The 20,721-nt window shown below is 70.7% G+C and carries 17 protein-coding genes; 11 read left to right on the plus strand and 6 right to left on the minus strand.

Translation table 11 applies throughout. The annotated features are described in order from the left end of the window. Positions 1–1,596: NFACT family protein (locus RN729_RS11530; protein WP_310784929.1), on the minus strand; the 1,596-nt coding region annotated here is incomplete at its 3' end. Positions 1,597–1,657: 61 nt separating this feature from the next. Between RN729_RS11530 and RN729_RS11535 the strand changes: the two genes are divergently transcribed. Both RN729_RS11535 and RN729_RS11540 read left to right on the plus strand, forming a co-directional pair. Then, on the plus strand, positions 1,658–2,260 hold the full coding sequence (locus RN729_RS11535) for an HD domain-containing protein (RefSeq protein ID WP_310784931.1): 603 nt from the start codon (positions 1,658–1,660) through the stop codon (positions 2,258–2,260). A 282-nt stretch (positions 2,261–2,542) separates the two neighbouring features. Next, the gene (locus RN729_RS11540; protein ID WP_310784932.1) at positions 2,543–2,956 is read left to right on the plus strand and encodes a LytR C-terminal domain-containing protein; all 414 of its coding nucleotides are present in this window, start codon (positions 2,543–2,545) and stop codon (positions 2,954–2,956) included. A 25-nt stretch (positions 2,957–2,981) separates the two neighbouring features. Here RN729_RS11540 and rlmN read toward each other — a convergent pair whose 3' ends face one another. Beyond that, positions 2,982–4,052, minus strand: coding sequence for a 23S rRNA (adenine(2503)-C(2))-methyltransferase RlmN (gene rlmN / locus RN729_RS11545; protein ID WP_310784934.1), 1,071 nt, complete (start codon positions 4,050–4,052; stop codon positions 2,982–2,984). A 159-nt stretch (positions 4,053–4,211) separates the two neighbouring features. Here rlmN and aspS point away from each other — a divergent pair, with 159 nt between their 5' ends. From aspS to meaB, 6 genes are all read left to right on the plus strand, one after another. After that, positions 4,212–5,993, plus strand: a complete 1,782-nt coding sequence (aspS, locus tag RN729_RS11550) for an aspartate--tRNA ligase (protein ID WP_310784936.1) — start codon at positions 4,212–4,214, stop codon at positions 5,991–5,993. After that, positions 5,990–6,961: a PhoH family protein gene (locus RN729_RS11555; protein ID WP_343218927.1), complete on the plus strand. Its 972-nt coding sequence runs from the start codon at positions 5,990–5,992 to the stop codon at positions 6,959–6,961. The genes aspS and RN729_RS11555 overlap by 4 nt, the downstream gene beginning before the upstream one ends. Next, entirely contained in the window at positions 6,958–9,435 is a 2,478-nt protein-coding gene (locus tag RN729_RS11560; RefSeq protein ID WP_310784938.1) for an HDIG domain-containing metalloprotein, read from the plus strand. The genes RN729_RS11555 and RN729_RS11560 overlap by 4 nt, the downstream gene beginning before the upstream one ends. Next, a complete protein-coding gene (gene ybeY / locus RN729_RS11565) occupies positions 9,432–9,944 on the plus strand; it encodes an rRNA maturation RNase YbeY (RefSeq protein WP_310784940.1) in 513 nt (170 codons plus the stop codon). The genes RN729_RS11560 and ybeY overlap by 4 nt, the downstream gene beginning before the upstream one ends. Positions 9,945–10,023: 79 nt before the next feature. Then, positions 10,024–11,385, plus strand: coding sequence for a magnesium transporter (mgtE, locus tag RN729_RS11570; RefSeq protein WP_310784942.1), 1,362 nt, complete (start codon positions 10,024–10,026; stop codon positions 11,383–11,385). A gap of 16 nt (positions 11,386–11,401) precedes the next feature. Then, positions 11,402–12,391: a methylmalonyl Co-A mutase-associated GTPase MeaB gene (meaB, locus tag RN729_RS11575; RefSeq protein WP_310784944.1), complete on the plus strand. Its 990-nt coding sequence runs from the start codon at positions 11,402–11,404 to the stop codon at positions 12,389–12,391. On the opposite strand, the gene RN729_RS11580 is transcribed toward meaB, so the two are convergent. Further along, positions 12,378–13,211, minus strand: a complete 834-nt coding sequence (locus tag RN729_RS11580) for a transporter (protein ID WP_310784946.1) — start codon at positions 13,209–13,211, stop codon at positions 12,378–12,380. The genes meaB and RN729_RS11580 overlap by 14 nt on opposite strands. Before the next feature lie 147 nt (positions 13,212–13,358). Here RN729_RS11580 and RN729_RS11585 point away from each other — a divergent pair, with 147 nt between their 5' ends. The 3 genes from RN729_RS11585 to RN729_RS11595 are packed head-to-tail and all read left to right on the plus strand — an operon-like array spanning position 13,359 to position 16,769. After that, positions 13,359–15,026, plus strand: a complete 1,668-nt coding sequence (locus RN729_RS11585; protein WP_310784948.1) for a methylmalonyl-CoA mutase family protein — start codon at positions 13,359–13,361, stop codon at positions 15,024–15,026. 51 nt (positions 15,027–15,077) lie between these two features. Next, positions 15,078–16,073, plus strand: a complete 996-nt coding sequence (locus RN729_RS11590) for a TM2 domain-containing protein (RefSeq protein ID WP_310784950.1) — start codon at positions 15,078–15,080, stop codon at positions 16,071–16,073. A 33-nt stretch (positions 16,074–16,106) separates the two neighbouring features. Continuing rightward, positions 16,107–16,769, plus strand: a complete 663-nt coding sequence (locus tag RN729_RS11595) for an outer membrane beta-barrel protein (RefSeq protein ID WP_310784952.1) — start codon at positions 16,107–16,109, stop codon at positions 16,767–16,769. A 58-nt stretch (positions 16,770–16,827) separates the two neighbouring features. Here the strand turns inward: RN729_RS11595 and RN729_RS11600 are convergent, their stop codons facing one another. Genes RN729_RS11600 through RN729_RS11610 form a run of 3 tightly spaced genes read right to left on the minus strand, consistent with a single transcriptional unit; the run spans position 16,828 to position 20,546 of the window. Next, complete coding sequence (locus RN729_RS11600; protein ID WP_310784953.1) at positions 16,828–19,971, minus strand: amidohydrolase family protein; 3,144 nt, start codon at positions 19,969–19,971, stop codon at positions 16,828–16,830. A gap of 50 nt (positions 19,972–20,021) precedes the next feature. Then, positions 20,022–20,390, minus strand: coding sequence for a hypothetical protein (locus RN729_RS11605; protein WP_310779616.1), 369 nt, complete (start codon positions 20,388–20,390; stop codon positions 20,022–20,024). A gap of 9 nt (positions 20,391–20,399) precedes the next feature. Further along, positions 20,400–20,546 carry a hypothetical protein gene (locus tag RN729_RS11610; RefSeq protein WP_310784955.1) on the minus strand — a complete coding sequence of 49 codons (147 nt, stop codon included), beginning with the start codon at positions 20,544–20,546 and terminating at the stop codon, positions 20,400–20,402. Positions 20,547–20,721 lie beyond the last annotated feature (175 nt).

The following is a 20,721-nucleotide window of genomic DNA, read 5'->3' on the forward strand; positions in this document are numbered from 1 at the left end:
GCCGCTGTGAACCGCCGCCGCGGTCGCGGCCTCGAGCAGGTCGCGGCGCGGCGGGTTCTCGTCCCTTCGCCCCCAGCGCAGAATGACGTGCGCGCCCGAGGCCTGAGAGGCATGCAGCCAGATGTCGTCCGGTGCGGAGTGGCGGAAGGTGAGGTCGTCGTTGTCGCGGGGGCCGCGGCCGACCCGGATCTCCAGCCCACCCGAGGACCGGAGCCGTGTGTAGGGTAACCGGAGTTCGGGCCCACCGGCCCGTGTTCCGCCCGCGCGGGTGCGCACCGGCTTCCCGCCGGCCGCGGACCACAGGGCGTCCGACGGGCCGGACTCGGCGAGCCGCTCCAGGTGGGCGTCGAACTCGGCCGCGCGCTCACGGGCCGTCGCGATCGCGGCGGGCAGCCGCTCCAGCGCGCGCTCCCGGCGCCGGGCCTCGTCGAAGAAGGCCTCCGCGTTGGCGATGGCGTCACGGGCGGGGTCCAGCGCGATCTCGTGCGGAGCGCCGTCGAAGTCCGGCAGCGTCACGGCGGAAGCGCCCTTCGGCACCTCGTCCTTGCGGGCGAGGAGGATCTGGCCGAGGAGGCGGGGCTCGTCCGGCGGACCGGCCGCGGCGAGCTGCCGCTCGAGCGCGGCGGCCCGGCGCCGGTGCCGCTTCCGGCGGGCGCGGAGGCGCTTCCGGATCTGCGCGGCTTCGTCTCCGTCGTCGTCGTCGTCGGCCGCGGTAAGGGTCCGGAGGGCGGGGGCGGGGCCGCCGGGGGCGAGCAGTTGCGCGGCCGCGGTCAGCAGTCCGCCGGTGGACCCGCTGCCGGCCCCGATGGGGTGCGGATAGGGCTGGGGGCCCCACGGGCGGTCGAGCACGAAGGCCGGCCGGGGCGGCGTGCCCGGCGCATCGGACGCGGCCGGGCCGCGCGAAGGCGCCGCCGCGAGCGCGTGGAGCGCCAGGTACCGCGCGTACGCCTCCGCCGGGTCGGATCCGGCCAGGATCCAGTCGACGTTGAGCGCGCTCGTCCACGCCCACGTCCGCAGCACGGACTGTCGGCGGTCCGCCTCGTCTCCGGCCGGCACGGCAGCCCATTCCGCCTCCGATGGCGGAGCGGCAACGGCTCGCCGCGCGGACGAAGGCGGCGCGTAGGACGCCCCGCGACGCAGCGAGCGGTCGCCCGCATCCCGCGCGAGCAGCGCCGCCTCGATTCGCCACTCCGGGCGCTCGTCCGCGCCGGGCTCCGTCCGGCGGCAATGCACGGCGTTCCAGCGGCGCGACTGGAGTTCGATCGCCAGCATCTCCCACGGACGCCCGGCCCGGTCCCCGAGCGTCAGGAGCAGGGCGCGCTCGTCCGCCGGCGCCCGCGCGTCCACAAGCGACAGCCGTCCGATCCGCACCGCCTTCCCCTCCACCCCCGAGGCCGCCGCATCCGCGCCGAGTTCCAGGATGTGCCCGTGCAGCGGGTGCAGCATCGCCACGAGCCGCGACCCATCCTCGAAGGCGAGTTCCACGGCGCGCCGCCCCGATGCCATGCGGAGCCCGGCGATGCGGACGCCCCGCCAGCGATCGAGGATCTCGCGGGCGAGGGCCCGGGCGAGGAAGGAGTCGTATCGAATGCCCATTGCGACTATATTCGGGGCCCCGCGCGATCCCGACAAACTCCGCGACCGAGACGAACCTCACGTGGACCAGCTTCACCCGATCACCCACGCGGCCGGCACCGAGCAACGCCCCCCCGACTGGGCCGTCATGAGCCCTGCACGCATCAGCCACGCCAGGCGGGTCGGCACGTTGATGGGGGAGTGGGCGGCCGCCCTCGGGCACGACGAGGGGACGCGGATCCGCTGGCGCGCAACGGGCCTCCTGCACGACGCGCTCAAGGAAGAAGCCGTGGAAGCCCTGCGCCCCCTCGTCGACGGGGCGGAAGCATGGCCCGACCCGCTCCTCCATGGTCCGGCATGCGCGAACCGGCTGCGCGCGGCCGGGGTCGATGACGAGCCGCTCCTGCGAGCCATCGCCTTTCACACCACCGGACACCGGGATCTCGATGCCCTGGGACAGGCCCTCTACATGGCCGACTTCCTGGAGCCGGGCCGCCTCGCCCTGGGCCAGGAGCGTGCCGATCTGCGGGGCCGTCTGCCCGGCGACTGGCACGCCGTCCTCGTCGACGTCGCGACCGCGAAGATCGGCATCCTCATCGACGGTTTCATCCCCCTTTCCCCCGCGACCGCCGGGTTCTGGGAGGTGATCACCGCGCCGGTTTTTCGCAAATCGCGAAACGGTTGATTAGATTGGAAGGATATGCAGCCGGGGGAGGTGTGAGGCAGGGAGGCGGCCGGGCACGGTCGATGGGTGGATGGGAGGACGACGGGAGGCGACAAAGTGCTTTCGAGGTCCAGACGACGGTCAAGGCGGGAGACGCGACGAGGTCCCGAGGGTCGCGCCCCCTATCGCAGGCGGCGGGGTTCCTTCCGACGCGCGGCTTCCGCATTCCGGGGACTGATCACGACGGCGGTTCTCATCGGCGCCGGCGCCTTCATCGGTCTCTTCTGGGAGGAATGGAAGGTCGTGCGGCTCGCGATTCTGGCCGGATCCGTACCGGCCGCGACCGCGGAGACGGTGTCCGAGGGCGCGGCGGAGGGCGGAGGCGCGGCGACGGTTTCCGGGGGGGAGTACGTTACGAACCGGATCAAGGTCGAAGTCCTCAACGGGGCCGGAGAGCGCGGACTCGCGCGTCAGTTCGCCGACCGGCTCCGGCTCCTCGGTTTCGATGTCGTCGCGACCGGGAACGCGGACCACTTCGACCACGAAGTCACGCACGTTCTGGATCGATCGGGCCGCCTCGGCGCCGCGCTGGCCGTCGCCCGCGAGTTGAGCGCGGACTCGCTGGCCGTCGCCATCGATCCCGAACTCTTCCTCGATGCGAGCGTGGTGGTGGGGAGCGACTGGTCCGGCCTGCTCGGCAATCTCGGAAAGGACTAGCCGCCGCGGCTGCCAGGGCCCGGCACTAGCTTTCCCGCGACAGCCGCAGCTGCCCGCACGCGGCGGCGATGTCCCGTCCCCGCGGCCTTCTCACGGCGTTGCCCACCCCTCGCGCGGCGAGCGCCTCCGAAAAACGCGCGATCCCCTCGGCCGAACTCGGGCCCCACTCCGGACGCGAGGGGATGGGATTGAAGGGGATGAGATTCACGAAGCAGATGAGCCCGCGCGCGAGCTTCGCCAGCGACTCCGCCAGCGCCGGGTCGTCGTTCACCCCCCGGATGAGCGTGTACTCGAAGCTGATGCGCCGGTTCTTGTAGCTCTGATACGTGCGAAGGGCCTCGAATAGCTCCGGCAGCGGGTAGCGCTTCTCGATCGGCATGAGTTCCAGCCGCAGCTCGTGGGACGGCGCGTGCAGCGACACGGCGAGCTCGAACGGCTCCGGCCGTCGGGCGAGTTCCAGGATCCCGGGGATGAGTCCCACCGTCGACACGGTGATGCGCCGCGCCCCGAGGCCGAACCCTCCGTGCAGGGACGCGAGCGATCCGATGACTCCGTCGAGGTTCGCCAGCGGTTCTCCCATCCCCATGTACACGACGTTGGAGATCGGACCGGCCGCCGGCCGCCCCATCTCCTCGCGCGCTACGCGCAGGGAATCGCGGTACTGCGCCACGATCTCGGCCGCCCGCAACTGGCGCCGGAATCCGAAGGCGCCGGTAGCGCAGAAGCGGCACGCGAGCGCGCAGCCGGCCTGCGACGACAGGCAGAGCGTGAGGCGGTCGCGCGTCGGGATGAGCACGGACTCGACCCGCTCGCCATCCTCGAGCCGCCACAGGTGCTTCACCGTCCCGTCCTTCGAGCGGGCGACGTAGTCCGCTTCGATCGGGGTGAGCGAAAAGGACGCGTCCAGCGCTTCCCGGAGACCGGCGGGGAGGTTCGTCATCTCGTCGAAGGCACGCGCGCCCCGCTCCCAGACCCACTTCTCGACCTGCCGCGCCCGGTACGCCGGCTCTCCGCGCGCGGCGAAGAACGCCGCCAGCCGTTCCCGCCCGCCGTCTCCCGACTCCGCGAGCAGTTCCGCTCGTGTGCTTTCCGTCATCCCCCGCTTCTTGCTGGCGCTGCCGAAAATTGGCTATCTTCCACGGCGTTCCGCACTTCTCAGAACCGGTTCAGAACCGATTCCCTTACGCCGCGAGTTCTCCTGACCAAACTATCGCTACCGACCGAACGGCGTGAGCCGGCCTCCCTCGAGACCGCCTTGCGCGACGCCGGCTGCGGGCAGGTCGAGGCCTCGTGGTCCGGACGCGAAGTCCGGGTCATCGGATGGGTACACCGCCGTCGCGACCTCGGAGGACTCTTCTTCGTCGATCTGCGCGACCGGACCGGCCTGCTCCAGCTGTCCTTCGGCCCGGAGTGGTCGGACGCCGCCGGCCTCGAGCTCGTGGCGGAGCTGAACCCGGAGGATGTCGTGCAGGCGACGGGCGTCGTCGCGCCGCGGCCCGAGCCGAACCCGGAGATGCTCTCGGGCGAGATCGAGATCCGCGTGTCGAGTCTTCGGCGGGTCTCCGTCTCCGACCCGCTCCCGATCCTCGTCTATCAGCCCCCGGACGAAGAGCTGCCCTCGGAGGAGCTTCGCCTCCGCCACCGGATCCTCGACCTGCGCCGTCCCGAGATGCAGCGCAACCTGAGGCTGCGGCACGTGGCGACGAACTCGGTGCGCGCCTCGCTCACCGAACAGGGATTCGTCGAGATCGAGACTCCGCTCCTCACGCGGCAGACGCCGGAGGGGGCGCGGGACTATCTCGTCCCCAGCCGGGTGCACCAGGGCCAATTCTTCGCCCTTCCACAGTCGCCCCAGCTCTACAAGCAGCTTCTGATGTGCGGCGGCTTCGACCGGTACTTCCAGATCGCGAAATGTCTACGGGACGAGGACCTGCGGGCGGACCGTCAGCCGGAGTTCACGCAGATCGACGTGGAGATGGCGTTCGTCGAGCAGGACGACGTCTTCCGCGCCGCCGAGAAGATGTTCGCGCGCATCTGGCGAGACGGGCTCGGCCGGGACCTTCGCGTGCCCTTCAGGCGCCTGCCCCACGCCGAGGCGATGGAGCGCTACGGCACGGACAAGCCGGACCTCCGCATCCCGTGGGAGATACGGGATTTCACGGACGCGCTTACCGGCATCGGCTTCGGAATCTTCGACGGCGCCGCGCGAGCCGGCGGCCGCGTCCGGGGGCTCGTCCTTCCGGGGGGCGCGGCGCTCTCCCGCTCGCGGATCGCCCACTACGACAAGCTCGCGCAGGAGGCCGGCGCGAAGGGCGCCCTGTGGCTGAAGCGCACGGCGGACGGCTGGTCCGGTCCGCCCGCGAAGGTCGTCGGCGAGGAGGTCGCGGGTATGCTCGGGGCGGAGTTCGGGGTGGGGGAGGGCGATCTCGTCTTCTTCGTCGCCGGCCTCGACGCGGAGAGTTCGCCCGCCCTCGACCGGTTGCGGCGCGCGGCGGCCCGCGAACTCGGCGCCGTGGACGAGAACGGCGAAGCGTGGCTCTGGATCACGGAGTTCCCCCTCTACCACCGGGATCCCGACACCGGCCTTCCCGTTCCGGCCCAGCACGCCTTCACGATGCCGGCGGACCCCGACCCCGAGCGTCTGCGCGAAGATCCGCTCTCCGTGAACGCGGTCGCGTATGACATCGTCTACAACGGGATCGAGTTCGCCAGCGGGAGCATCCGCTGTCACCTCCCCGAGGTTCAGCGCGTCATCCTCGAGGCGACCGGGCTCACGCCCGAGGAGGTCGAGGCGCGCTTCGGTTTCCTGCTCGAGGCGTTCCGCTACGGCGTCCCGCCGCACGGAGGGTTCGCGGTCGGCATGGACCGCGTGGTCGCCGAGATGGTCGGCTGCGCGTCGATCCGGGACGTCATCGCGTTCCCGAAGACCGCCGCGGCCCGGGGCCTGCTCGAGCGGTCGCCATCGTCCGTGACCGCGGCTGAACTCGAGGAACTCGGGATCTCCGTGACGGGAGGGACCGGAAGGAGCGGAACTTGAGCGTGGCGACGGAGCGGCGCCTCTCCATCGAGGGGGCCGACCAGCAGCTGCTGGCCGGCGTGAACGACTCGAACCTCACGACGCTGGCGCGCCACTGCGACATCCGCGTCGTCCTCCGGCGCGACGAGATGATTCTCTCCGGCCCGCAGGCCGACGTGGACCGCGCCTCCCCCACCGCGCGGCGCATGATCCGCTACGCGCGGCTGCGGCGTCCCTTCGATGCGGTGGACGTGGAACGGTTTCTCGAAGCGCCCTCCGACGGCGATGGCGCCTCACGGAAGTCCGCCGACGCCCGGGACCCGGGCAAGACGGAGGTCGCGCTCGCGGGGGCCGGGCGCGCGATCCGGCCCAAGTCCCCGGGGCAGGACAAGTACCTGGCCGCGATGCGCGAGCGGGACATTGTCGTCGGCATCGGCCCGGCGGGCACCGGCAAGACCTATCTCGCCGTCGCCGCCGCGGTGGAGGCGCTCAACCGGAAACGGATTCGCCGCATCATCCTCACCCGGCCCGCGGTCGAGGCCGGCGAGGCGCTCGGCTTCCTGCCCGGCGACATCCGCGAGAAGGTCGACCCCTACCTGCGCCCGCTCTACGACGCGCTCGAGGACATGATGCCCCACGACCGCGTCCGCCGCGCGATCGAGGACCGCGTGATCGAGGTCGCCCCGCTCGCCTACATGCGCGGCCGGACGCTCTCCGACGCCTTCCTCATCCTCGACGAGGCGCAGAACGCGACGACGGCCCAGATGAAGATGTTCCTCACGCGGCTCGGACTGAATTCCAAGACAGTAATCACGGGGGACAAGACGCAGATCGACCTCCCACGCCCCGAGGATTCAGGACTGCTGGAGATCGAGGAAGTCTTGCGCGACGTGGTCGGCATCGACTTCGTTTATCTGGATGACGCGGATGTCGTCCGGCACCGACTCGTGAAGGAGATCATCCGCGCGTACCGGGAGTCCGAGCGTTGAGTTTCTTCGGCCGCGTCCGAGACTACCTGCGTCCCGTGAACCGGCCGCCGGCCGGCGGACGCCGGGACGCGTGGGTCCACCACGGATTCCGGGCGGCGATGGTCGCGGTCATCGCCCTCGCCGTCCCCCTCATGTTCCCGCAGCTGACGCCGAGCGGATTCGACGGCATCGACCCCGGCAGCGTCGCCCGGCAGACGATCAACGCCGACTTCGATTTCGACGTGCCCAAGGACCCGGACCGACTCGCGGAGGAGCAGGACGAGGCGGAGGCCGGCGTGACGCCGAGGCTGCGCTTCGAGCCCGCGCGCGCGGACAGCAGCATCGAGCGCGTGAACGCCCTCTTCGCCCGGCTCGATTCCATCATCCCCGCCGCGGAGGCGCGAGTCTCGGAGGAAGGACTCCCGGCGGCGGCCGGCGCCGCGGTCGTCCGGGACGAGGTCCGGAGGGTCGCGGGGGGGATCGGGGTCGACCTCTCGGCCGAAGCGGTGATCGACTCGCTCCGGGTCGACTATCTCCTCGACGAGGCGTCGCGCGCCGAGCTGCGCGACGAACTGGCGACGGCCTTCGAGGGGCTGCGCGAGGGCGTGATCCGCGGGAGCGAACTCGATGACATCAGCGCCGCGAACGTCGTCGCGCGCGAGGGACCAGCCGGCGACGACCGCGTGCGCGCCGTCGCGGACCTCGTCCGGCTCGGCGACTTCACGCGGGCGGCGCGGGAGGGGGTCGGAGACAGGCTGCCGGCCGGAGGCGCGGCGCTCTTCCAGCAACTCCTCCTCGTGGCGCAGCCGACGCTGCGCATCGACCAGGACGCGACGCGACAGGCGCGGGAACAGGCCCGGGCCGCGATCCCGCAGGTCGAGGGCTTCGTGCTCGAGGGAGAGCGCATCATCACCGAGAATACGGTGGTGACGGAGGAGGAGTACCGCCGGCTCCTCGCCTACCAGGCCCAGATCCTGGAGCGGGGGGGGACGCGCACAACGTCGGACTTCCTCCGCAACCTGGGTATGATCCTCCTCGTCGTGAGCATGCTCGGGATTCTCGTCTTCGCGACCTTCCGCTTTCGCCGCGACGTCTACGAGGATCTCCCCAGCTTCACCGTGCTGCTCGGGCTCGTCGTCATCGTGATGGCGTCGGCCGGCGCCGTGGCCGCCGCGCAGGGTTCGCCCGCGCTCGTGCCGATCGCGCTGGCCGGCTTCCTCGCCGCGGCGCTGTTCGACAGCCTCCTGGGTCTCGTCGTCGTCTCGACGATCGCGGGGATCCTCATGGGCCAGCCGTACTTCTCGGGGCTCGCGGCCCCCATGGTCACCGTGGCGGGCGGGGTCACTGCGGCCTTCGCGGTCCACACGATCCGCACGCGTTCGCAGAGCTGGGTCCTCGTCGCGCTGATCACCGCGGCGTACGTGGGGGCCGGCCTCCTGCTCGTCCTCACGGGCCACTTCGCGCTGGGCGAGATGGGAACCACCGCGGCGCTCGGGTTCCTCAACGCCACCGTGTGCACGGGACTCGGCGTCGGTATCGGCCTCCCGCTGCTCGAAGCCTTCACGGGACGGACGACGGAGGCGTCGCTGCTCGAACTCTCCGACATGAACCGGCCGCTCCTGAGGCGGCTGGCGCGCGAGGCGCCCGGCACGTACGCCCACTCGATCAACGTGGCGAACCTCGTCGAGGCCGCCTGCGAGGCGATCGGGGCCGACTCCCTGCAGGGCCGCGTGGGGGTCTACTATCACGACATCGGGAAGCTCGAGCGTCCGCAATATTTCATCGAGAACCAGCCGCGGGGGCTGAACCCGCACGACCGTCTCACACCGTGGCAGAGCGCCGAGATCCTGCGCGACCACGTGCGCCACGGGCTGGCCATGGCGGAGGAAGCGCGTCTGCCGGAGGTCGTGAAGGATTTCATTCGCGAGCACCACGGGACGCAGCTCATCCGCTATTTCCTCGAGAAGGCGCGCCGGGACGGCGTCGCGGAGGTGGATCCGAGCGACTTCGCCTACCCCGGCCCGAAGCCGCAGAGCAAGGAAACGGGCGTCGCGATGCTGGCCGACGCGGTGGAAGCGGCGTCGCGCGTCCTCTCGCACCCGAGTCCCGAGCGCATCCGGGCCCTGATCGACCGCCTTGTGCAGGACCGAATCGACTACGGCGAACTCGACGACTGCCCGCTCACGTACCGCGACCTCCGCATCGTCAAGCGGGAGTTCGCGCACGTCCTCACGGGGCTCTATCACCACCGCATCGACTATCCCCAGCCGGCGGCGCCCGGCGAGACGTCCGGCGATGCGGGTGAGACGCCGGCCGGGGAGGAGTCGGAGACGAGCGGCGTGGAGGCGGCGGCGACGGCGGGGGCGGAAGGGGCGTCGGCGCCGATCGACCTCGAGCAGGCCGCGCAGGGCGACACCGGCCCCATCCCCGCCCTGGACTCGCTCCCGGAGCCGGCCGAGGAGCCGGAAGGAGTCGCCAGCGGGCGGACGGATTGACCGACCCCGTGCCGCCCGTGATCCGCATCGACTTCCCCTCCGGCGAAGAGGAAGTCCGGCACGGTCCCTCCGTGGTGGAGGTGAGGGAGGCCGCGCTCGCGGCCCTCGGCACGGGGCGCGCGGCGCCGCCCGGGGAGACCGACGCCGGCGCGGGCGACACTCCGGGCGAGGGCGCCGAGCTCTCCGTCACCTTTCTCACGGCGGAATCCATGCGCGCCCTGAACCGGGACTATCACGGGGTCGATGACCTCACGGACGTGCTCGCCTTCGGGCTCGGCGAGGACCCGCTCGTCGGCGACATCTACATCTCCCCGGAAGCGGCCGAGGCTTCGGCGCGCGAGCTGGGGCTCGATCCGGCTGCGGAGATCCTGCGCCTCGTCATCCACGGCGTCCTTCATCTGCTCGGACACGACCATCCGGAAGGCGAGGCGCGCTATGCCTCTCCAATGTTCGAACTGCAGGAACGGTTGCTGGCGCGCCTGCTGGCCGAGTTCCGCGGCCGCGCGTAGCATTCCCCGTCTTCCGAGGTCTTCCCGAAGGCCCTGATCCACGAACCGCCCGCCTCCGCGGGCCGGCTCCCGAGCGAGCATGCACGAGAATCCGGAAGAGCAGCGCCGGCTCCTGATCGAGGAGATCCGCGTGCGCCTCGAGGCGGGCGACATGGACGCGCTCTTCGCGTTCGTGGAACCGCTGCATCCGAGCGACATGGCGGATGTGCTCGAGCACGTCGAAGAGGCCGAGCGCATGGCCCTCCTCGAACTCATCCCCGCCGCCCTCGCCTCGGACGCCCTCGCCGAAATGGAGGAGGAGGAGAAGCCGGGCGAACTGCTCGCGAGCATGGAGCCGGAGCGGATCGCCGAGATCGTCGAGGAACTCGCGGACGACGACGCGGCCGACCTCATCGGCGAACTCGACCCGGAAGAGCAGGCCCGCGTCTTCGAGTCGGTTCCGGACGAGGAAGAGCAGGAGATCCGGCAACTGCTCGAGTATCCGGAGGAGTCCGCGGGCGGGATCATGACCCGCGAGCTGTGCGCGGTGGACTCCGAGGCGACGGCGGCCGCGGCGATCGAGGAGCTGCGGGCGCAGGCGGAGGAGACCGAGGATCTCTACACCGTGTTCGTCGTCGGGCGGGGGGGGCGGCTGCGCGGCGTCGTCACGCTGCGGGACCTCGTGCTCGCGGCGCCGGATACGCGCATCTCCGACCTGCTCGAGGAGCCCCCGGCCGTGGTCTCGGTGGATCTCGACCAGGAGGAGGTGGGAAGGATCCTGTCCCGCTACAACCTCGCCGCGATCGGGGTCGTCGACGACGAGGGCCGGCTGGTGGGACAGATCACCTTCGACGACGTGATCGATGTCGTCGAGGCGGAGGTCACCGAAGACATCCTGCGCTTCGCCGCGGTGTCGGACGAGGAGCAGTTGCGCGGGACGACGGTCGGTGCGATCCAGAGCCGGCTGCCGTGGCTCGCCGTGAACGCGCTCACCCTGGCGGTCGCCGCGGCCGCCGTGTGGCTGTACCGCGGGACGATCGAACAGCTCGTGATCCTCGCGGCCGTGATGCCGGTGATCGCGGGGCTGGGCGGCAACGCGGGCACGCAGGCGCTCGCAGTCACGATCCGCCGCATCGCAATCGCCGACGAACTGCCGGGAGAGCGCTGGTCCGCCGTCGTGAAGGAACTCGTCGTGGGCCTGGTGAACGGGGTCGCGATCGGGCTGCTCGTGGCGCTCTCTTCGCTGCTGCTCCCGAATACCGGGGCGATCTTCGGACTCGTCGTGATGATCGCCACTTGGGCGAACCTCGCCGTCGCCTCCGCGCTCGGTGCGTTCTTCCCGATCCTGCTTGAGCGCTTCGGCGCGGACCCTGCCGTCGCTTCGTCGGTCTTCGTCACGACCTTCACGGACCTCATCGGCTTCGTTCTGCTGCTCGGGCTCGCGACCCGGTTCCTCCTGTGAGGGCGGGGGACGCGGAGTGAGCCCGGTGTTCGACCCGGAGCGGCTCGCCGGCCGCATCGCGGGCGGCGAGCCGCTGGCGCTGGCCCGGGGGATCTCGCACGTCGAGAACGAGAGCGACGGATTCGAGGCGCTTCTCGAGCGGCTGGACGGGCGCACCGGACGCGCGCGGCGCATCGGCATCACGGGGCCGCCCGGCGCCGGCAAGTCGACGATCACGGCGGCACTTACGCGCTATTACCTCAACCAGTCACTCAAGGTCGGAATCGTCGCCGTGGACCCGACGAGCCCGTTCACCGGCGGGGCCCTGCTCGGCGACCGCATCCGGATGGGCGAACTCTCGACCGAGCCCGGCGTCTTCATCCGTTCGATGGCGAGCCGCGGATCGCTCGGCGGTCTCGCGACCGCGACGCGCGAAGCCGCCGACCTCATGGACGCCGCCGGCTACGACCGCGTGATCCTGGAGACGCTAGGCGTCGGCCAGGCGGAACTCGACATCGCCGTCTCCGCCGACACGACCGCCGTCGTCCTCGTCCCGGAATCGGGAGATGGCGTGCAGGCGATGAAGGCCGGACTCATGGAGGTGGCGGACCTCTTCGTCATCAACAAGTCGGACCGGCCCGGCGCGGACCGGCTGGAGAAGGAGATCGCGATCATCATGTCGATCCGCTTCGCGAACCGCCCGGTGGCCGGCCCGGACGACGACGCCGACGAAGCCTGGCGCATGCCGATCACGCAGACGGTCGCGTCGGAGGCCCGGGGGATCGAGGAATTCGCGGCGCACCTGGACCGGCACTTCGACTGGCTCCGGAAGACGGGAAAGCTCGAGGCGAACCGCCGGGCCGCCCGCCTCCGCCGCGCACACGACGCGCTCCTTCGCCGCTCCCAACGCGACGCGGAGCGGATCTGGCGCGCGGCCTCCCCCGAGAGTCTGGATTCCGGCGCTTCCCCCTACGCGACCGCGCGCCGGCTGTACGAGGAGTTCAGGGAGGGTCTCAGGGGAACCTGACTACAAGGCCCGTCCCCGTGAAGAAGCCCGTCGCCGACTCGTTCAGCCCGACGCCGGCGCGGATGTCCCACTGCAGATCGTCGCTGAAGCTCCAGGTGAAGCCGCCGTTCGCGTAGTGTTCGGCGCGGGTCCCATCGGCCTCGGCGTGGAAGAAGGCGAACCACTCCGCGTAGACCCCGGCCCGCGCGCCGACGGAGAACCCCGCCACGGTCGACTGCGCCCACTCGGCGTACTCCGCCGCTCCGCCCCGGGGCCCTCCTCCGCCGGCATCGCTCAGCGCCCGGTTCACCTGCGTGCTGCCCGCCAGCGAGACGTCCTCCGAGAGGTCCCAGCCGTAGATGAAGTTCACCCCCGGCAGCGTGCGGTCGCTCGTGAACGCATCGCTCCCCGTGGGGACGGTCACCTGCGGAAGGACCGCCATCGCGGGCCGCAGCCCCTCCTGTTCGGTCAACAACAGCTTGGTGCCCAGGTAAAGGTCTTCCATTCCGGTCTCGGTAAAGCTTCGTCCGTCCGCCCCCGCGCCCACGGACACGGGGCTCAGGCCCAGCCGCAGTTCGAGTCGCTCGCCGAGCACGCCGATTCGCAGGAGAGGTTCGCCCAGCGAGTGCGTCCACACCCCGCCGCGGCCGCCCTCCGGCCGGTCGTACTCATACGTGTAGCCGAACTCGAGCTGCACGACGCCGCGCCCCACCGTCGCCGCCGCCTCGGTGAAGTCCGGCCGGTCCGCCACAAGCGGCCCCCGCTGCCCCTGCAGGGACCCCGCGGTCATCGCGAACAGCGAGCCGCCCGCGAGGGCCCAACCCATCCATCGTCTGCGCATCGTGCTGCCTCTTCTCAAGTATTCGCGGCCCGGAGTGGCGAGACACCGCGCTGGCACGTTCCCGCGGGAACGTTCGTTCCCTACTTTGGAAGCCGGTGGCGCGCGGCACGGACGCCGCGGCGTGAACCGGAGGATACAGGACGGAGCATGAGCAAGCACGGCGCGCTGAGCGATCAACTCGAGCTGTGGGAGGCGGTCTTCCGCCAGGTGCCGCAGCGCGACGACACCAGCTTCCGGAGCATCTCCGGGCGGGAGATCAAGCCGCTCTACACTCCCGTCGACGCCGGCGACACCGGCCCGGGCGGATACCTGGACCGGCTCGGCACGCCGGGAGAGTTCCCGTTCACGCGCGGCCCATACCATTCGATGTACCGGACGAAGCTGTGGACGATGCGGCTCTTCTCCGGCTTCGCCACCGCGCACGAGACGAACGAGCGCTACAAGTACCTCCTCCGGCGCGGACAGACCGGCCTTTCCGTCGCCTTCGACTTCCCCACCCTCATGGGGTACGACTCCGACGACCGCCGCTCCGAGGGAGAAGTGGGGAAGTGCGGCGTCGCGATCTCGAGCCTCGCCGACATGGAGACGCTCTTCGACGGGATCCCGCTCGACAAGGTCTCCGTGTCGATGACGATCAACGGGCCCGCGCTCATGCTGTACGCCTTCCTTCTCGTGACGGCGGAGAACCAGGGCGTGCCGCTCGACCGGGTCCGCGGGACCATCCAGAACGACATCCTCAAGGAATACCAGGCCCAGCACGCGTGGATCTTCCCCCCCGAGCCCGCGCTCAAGATCATCGCCGACATCTTCGAGTGGTCGGCGGACGCCGCGCCGCGCTTCAACACGATCTCCATCTCCGGCTACCACATCCGGGAGGCGGGGGCGACCGCCGCGCAGGAACTCGCCTACACCCTCAAGAACGGCTTCACCTACGTGGAGCGGGGGATCGAACGCGGGCTCGACGTGGACAGCTTCGCACCGCGGCTCTCCTTCTTCTGGGACGTGCACAACGACTTCTTCGAGGAGATCGCGAAGTTCCGGGCGGGCCGCCGCATCTGGGCCCGGCACATGCGCGACGTGTACGGGGCCCGGGATCCCCGGAGCCTGAGACTGCGGACGCACGCGCAGACGGCCGGCGTCTCCCTCACGGCGCAGCAGCCGCACAACAACATCGTCCGGGTCGCCTACCAGGCGATGGCGGCGGCGCTCGGCGGCACGCAGTCGCTGCACACGAACGCGATGGACGAGACGCTCGCGCTCCCCACGGAGGAGGCCGCGAAGATCGCCCTCCGCACGCAGCAGATCCTTGCCTACGAGACCGGCGTCCCGAACACGATCGATCCGCTCGCGGGCTCCTACTACGTCGAGTCGCTCACGGACGAACTCGAGGCGGAGGCCGAGGAGATCTTCCGCGAGATCGACGACATCGGCGGGGTCGTGTACGGGATCGAGTCCGGCTACTTCCAGGCGCAGATCGCGGCTTCGGCCCGCCGGTTCCAGGATGAGGTGGAGAAGGGGACGCAGACGATCGTGGGCGTGAACCGGTTCGAGGACGCGGAGGAGCCCCCGATCGAGATTCTGAGGATCGGGGAGGAGGCGGCGGCGAAGCAGGAGGCGCGGCTGGCGGATCTCCGGGCTCGGCGGGATGCCGGCGCGGTCGAGCGCGCGCTGGAGACGCTGGGACGGGCCGCCCGCGAAGACGCGAACCTGCTGCCGCCGCTGCTCGACGCGGTGCGGGCCTACGCGACGCTGGGCGAGATCCGGATCGTGCTCGAGAAGGTGTACGGCCGCTTCAAGGAGCCCGTGGCCTTCTAGCCGCCGCCCGCCACTGGCCGCCAGTCGCCACCAGCCGCCGCCCGCCCTCCGATGCCGAAGCGACGAGACCCCGCCTCCGGGACCTCCGACGAGACCCTGTTCGGGCTCTCCGCGCTGCACCAGGGGCCGCCGCAGGTGCCCGGCAGGGGCGATCTCGACTTCTCCCGCGCGGTGCTCGACCAGCTCTACAGCTACCGGCCCAAGCGCGAGGGCATCGCCTATCCGCTGTGGCTCCTGACGGGGATCTTCGGCGGCCACCGCTTCTATCTCGACCGTCCCGGCACCGGCTTCCTCATGCTCCTCACTCTCGGCGGTGCGGGGCTGTGGTGGCTGCTGGATGTCTTTCTGATCCCGCGCATGGTGCGGAAGTTCAACGAAGACCAGGCGCGGCGGCGGTTCCTGGGCCTGGCGCCCCGCCAGCTCGCCTTCATGCCAGGCAAGGGGGAGACGCTCCCGCCGGAGCCGCACTGGGCCGCCAAGCGGCGGAAGCGCGTCCGCCTGGTCGCCGACTCCGTCGTGATGATGCTGGCGGGCGGATCGTTGGGCGCCTTCGCGCGCGGATTCGGCATCTACGAGCCGATCGTTGCGGTGCTCGCCCTCATCGCGATCACCCTGCTGGGAACCCGCTGGGCCGCCCTCTCCAACCTGCCCATCCTGCGCGGGTTCGACCGCTGGGCGCACCGGCTGCGGCTGTTCTACTACACGAACGATCCCGGCGGGGCCGTGTCGCTCGCCTTCCGCCAGGTGCTGGCCGCGTTCGCCATCCTCCGCAAGCGGCGGCGCGCCGAGGCCAAGCTCTACCTGCAGTTCGGCGTCTGGTTCACGATCCTCTTCACCGTCTTCGACATCATCGAGGCCGGCAGAGGCACGGGGGGCTTCACGTTCACCCTGGTGCAGGACTTCTACATGACGCTGTTCGCGACCTACGCCTTCGCCGCCCCGATCGGGGCGATCCTCAACAAACACGTCCTCCTGCAGCGCAGCGATCGCGTGATTTGGGTGCTGAGCGGCGTCGCCGTAGTGTTCATCGCAACGAGTCTCTTCTGAGCCACAGGTCTCTTCAGAAAGGGCGGTTTCCACATGCGCAGAGTCGTCACGTCGCTCCTTCCCCTCCTGATTGCCGCCCCGCTGATGGGGCAAGCGACGCTCGGATTCCGTGGCGGGCTGAGCGACGCCACCATCTCCTCGGATTTGGAGGATACGGCGGAACAGGAGGCGCGGCGGGGCGTGGTCGCGGGCCTCGACATCACCTTTCCGGTCGGAAGCGCGGTCCAGCTTCGGATCGGCGGAGCGTACGTCCAGAAGGGTACGAACCTGGCCGTGGACAGCCCATCGGAAGGCATCCGGGGGTCGACCGGCATCGAGGCGGACTGGGTACAGGCGTCGGCGCTCGTGCGCATCGGAACACCTCGAGGCCGCGGAGCGTCCTTCGGTCTGCTGCTGGGCCCGTGGGCGGCGTCCCTCATCTCCTGCGAAACGAGCCTGGACTTCGAAGTCAGCGGACTGGGACCGGTGAGCGAATCGATGTCATGCGACGATGTGACGACATCGACTGACTTCGGCGTCGCGGCGGGCGCCGGGGTGGAGATGGCGATTTCCGACGGTCTGCGGCTGGGCGTGGATCTGATCTACTCGCTGGGACTCGCGAACGTCGACGACACGTCCGACGATACGTCCATGGACACCACCAACACCCGCCACCTGGCGCTACAGGCCGGGTTCGTGATCCCGCTCGGAGGCTGACGAAGCCGGGCTGACGAAGCCGGGCTGACGAAGCCGGGCTGAGGGTGCCCGGCCGGCGTCAGGGCACGAGCGTCCGCGGCGGCTGCAGGAGGTCCTCGACGCGGAAGATCTCGCCGTCCTTCAGCACGATGCGGGCGCGGCGGAGATCCTCGATGTCCTCCAGCGGGTTGCCTTCGACGATGAGGATGTCGGCGAGGGCGCCGGCCTCGAGCGTTCCGATCTCTCCTTCCATCGCGAGTGCCTCGGCGGACACCGATGTGGCCGTGCGCAGGGCCTCGACCTCGGTGAGACCGCCCCAGACGTAGTTCTCGACCTCCGCGATGAGGGCGGCGCCGTAGGGGATGATCGGGGAGTCGGTGCCCGCCACCACCTTGCCTCCGCCGCGGACGACGCGGGTCACGGTGCGGCCGGCGTCGGCGAGCAGCTCGTCGATGCCGCCGGCCCGGCCCCTCGTGAGGGCGCGTGTGGTCATGGCCTCGGCCATCCCCTCGGGGAACACGGCCTCGAAGCGGGCGTCGGTCGTCCACGACGGGTCGTCGCCGACGGACTTCCACCAGCCGCCCATGAGGGCCATCGTCGGCGTGATCGTCATGCCGGAGGCGGTAAGGAGCTGGATCACGTCGTCATACGTCCGGTACATCGCCGTCACCTTCGGCGAATAGCCGCGGCGGCTCGTGCCCGAGATGTGTTCGACGTGGTCCTGGCCGTGCGCGACGGCGGGATAGATCTCGTGACTCGCCACCGGAATCCCGATCCCGTGCGCGAACTCGATGATGCGGCGCTGGATGAGATCCGGCATTCGGACGTAGGTCTTGATGAGGGAATAGCCCACGTGCTCGGCGCGATCCAGCTCCAGCTCGAGGTTCCCGTTGGGGCCGAGGGAGCCGGCGCCCGAGTAGTAGATCCGGTTGCCGTCCATCGTGCGGCCGGTGGCGAACTCCCGCGGTCCGATGCGGCGGCCCGAGTCGATGGACTCCCGGCGCTCGGCGACCTCGTAGGGGTCGGAGGTGGGGTCGCGGATCGTCGTCACCCCGTAGGCGAGAAAGGCGCGGCCCAGCGCCTCGCCCATCCCGTAGCCCATGTGCGAGTGCATGTCGACGAGGCCGGGAAGGACGGTGTGGTCGCTCGCGTCCACGACCTCGCCCCCCGCGTCGGTGACCGCGGCGACGTGCGCGTCGTTGCGCGGGGCGACGGAGACGATCCGGTTGCCCTCGATGACAATGTCCATGTCGCGGGAGACCTCGTCCGAGACGCCGTCCCACACGCGCGCCGCGCGTACGAGCACGGCGCCCTCCCGCGCGGGGCGTCGCCACTCCAGCCGCATCGGAATCTCCTCGGAGCGGCCGTCGTCGAGGTGGTAGCGGCGCAGGCCGCGCGTCGACTGATAGACGATGGACCGCGAGTCGCCCGTCCACGAGATCGCGTCCGCGTGGTGGTTGGAGAGGCGCGTCGGCGGCCCGCTGGGCGCGCCCTCCGCGTCGACCTCGACCATCCACAGCACGCCCTCGCTGGCGTACGCCATGCGCCGCCCGTCCGGCGACCACACCGGCCCGTCGAGCGCCCGCACACCCATGTTTTCGTGATCTGCCGCCGTGACCCGGCGCGTCTCGCCCCCGTCCAGCGGCTGCAGGAGGATCTCGTTCCGCCCCTCGCGGAAGCGCGACGAGTATTGAGAGAGGACGGACATCGCGATCGTCCGCCCGTCCGGGGAGAACGACGGCCGGCTGGGGGCGAAGAGATCGTTGCGGATCGTGGTGAGTTCGCCCGTCGCGAGGTCCACGACCTGCACGGCGGCCTGCAGTCCCATGACCGAGGTGAAGACGATCCGGTCCCCGGCGGGGGAGAACACGGGGCCCACCTCGCCGCCCGGTTCGGTGGTGGCGCGCGTCTCGGTGTCGCTGGCCATGTCGCGCACCCAGATGTCGAGCGAGCCCGACCGGTCCGAGGCGTAGGCAAGCCGCGAGCCGTCGCGCGACCACGCCGGCATCAGGTCGACGAAGGGGTCGTCCGTGAGCCGCCGTGGCGTCGCGCCGCCCGCCGCTTCCGTCTCGTCCGCCGCGATGTCGAGTAACCACAGGTCGCCGAGGGCGGTGAAGGCGATGTGGCGACCGTCGGGGGAGACCGCCGGGGCGACGATCCCCCGCGCGGGCTCCGGCTCTCCCGCCTCGAACGAACGCGGCGCGCGCTCGTAGTCGCGCCGCGTAAACGCGAACGTGGCCTCGAAGGGGATGTCCGCCCCCGGCGCCCCGTCCGCCGACACGCGCCGGATGCGGCCGTCGCCGGTGTAGGCGATCTCCACGGCGTCCGTCCCGTCCCCCGTCCGGTCTCCCATCCACATGGGACGGAAGGGGAAGACGTCCGCCCCCGCTTCGGTGAGGCGCGTCGGCGTGGTAGCGCCCGCGCCGCCGCTGCCGCCCGCGCCGGCGTCGGCCACCCAGAGGCCGGTCTGGCCCTGAACGACGGCCGAGTACGCGATCCGGCTTCCGTCCGTGCTCCACGCCGGCGAAATCGCGCCCGCGTTCCGCGCCACGACCCGGGTCGAGCCGCCGCTCTCGCGGACGATGATCGCCCCGAGGCCGCGGTCCGAGGCGTAGGCCAGAGATTCGCCATCCGGCGCCCACTGCGGCGTGAACTCGTGCGTGGGCGCGTCCGTCACCCGCTGGATTCGGCCGTCGCCGGGCCCGCCCGAGACGTCGAGCGTCCAGATGTCATAGTTGCCGGAACGATCCGAGGCGAAGACGATCGCGCCGCCATCCGGGGAGTAGGCCGGCTCCCGCTCGTCGTAGGGACCGAAGGTGTGCTGCACCGGATCGGTCCCGTCGGACGCGATCGACCAGATGTGCCAGCGCCCGTCCCGAAACGACTGGAACACGATCCGGCTCCCGTCCGGCGCCCACTGCGGCTGCCGCGCGTCGTAGTACATGTCCGTGATCGCGCGCGCCTCGCCGCCCCCGGCGTCCATCACCCACAACGTCCCCTGCAGGTCGAGCACGATCCGGCTCCCGTCCGGCGAGACCGCCGCCGCCATGTTCGTCCCCTCCGACACCGTGACCCGTACCTCGCGATCCTGCGCGTGCGACGCCGTTGGCAGGAGAAGCGATACGGACAGGAGAAACAGCGCCAAGGGCAGGAGAAACCGCACCGCCAGGGGGATCAGCGCGCTGGACCGCCGTCGAAGTCGCGGGACCGATAGCTGGTACATGGAGTCATCTCCTGGTCTCTCGGGATGAAGGAGATGATACGGCAGGCCCATCAGTCCTCGGCAAGCCCCGGGTGCTGGCGGTAGTGGCGCATGCGCGCGGCGTAGGCGAAGCCGAAGAAATACTTGCGCAGTCCCTCCGCCGAGCCGGAAGGCGCTTCGGCGTCGAAGAAGAGGCGGCAGAACTCCTCGCGGGCGCGGAGAACTTCCTGGCAGCGGTGGCCGTGCCAGCGGGGGTCCGCGGCGGTCAGGTCGAAGAGCTCCAGCGCCCGCGCAAGAGCGCCCTCGAACCGGCTCGCCTTCCCGCTCTCGTGGGCGCGAATCGCGCGCTCCACCTCGCTGCCGATGTTCCCGAGCTGCTCGACCAGATCGAGCTTGGCCCATCCGCCCGCGGCGGCCTGCTTGTGAAGAGGAGGCGTCACTGTGCGCGCTTACTCGGCGGGAACCAGCGACTCGACGGCCATGACCTCCCGGGAGATGTCGACCACGGCCTTGATCCAGTCGCCGAACTGGGTCTCGGCCATTTGCGCGAGATCTGCGCGGGAGATGGGCTGCGAGATGATGCGCCCCGCCGTCAAGCCTCGTCTCCTAGAGTAGGTGTGAGCGATGGGGAACGCAACGTAACCGCCGTGCCCTTGGCCGCACAGCGGACGGGAAATCCAGCTCCGGTCGTTGCGCTGTGCCCCGGCGCCGGGACCCTAGGTGTAGATGCCAAGGACGTTGTCCACCGGATCGACGAGTAACCGACTCCCC

This window comes from Candidatus Palauibacter polyketidifaciens (assembly GCF_947581785.1).
GTDB lineage: Bacteria > Gemmatimonadota > Gemmatimonadetes > Palauibacterales > Palauibacteraceae > Palauibacter > Palauibacter polyketidifaciens.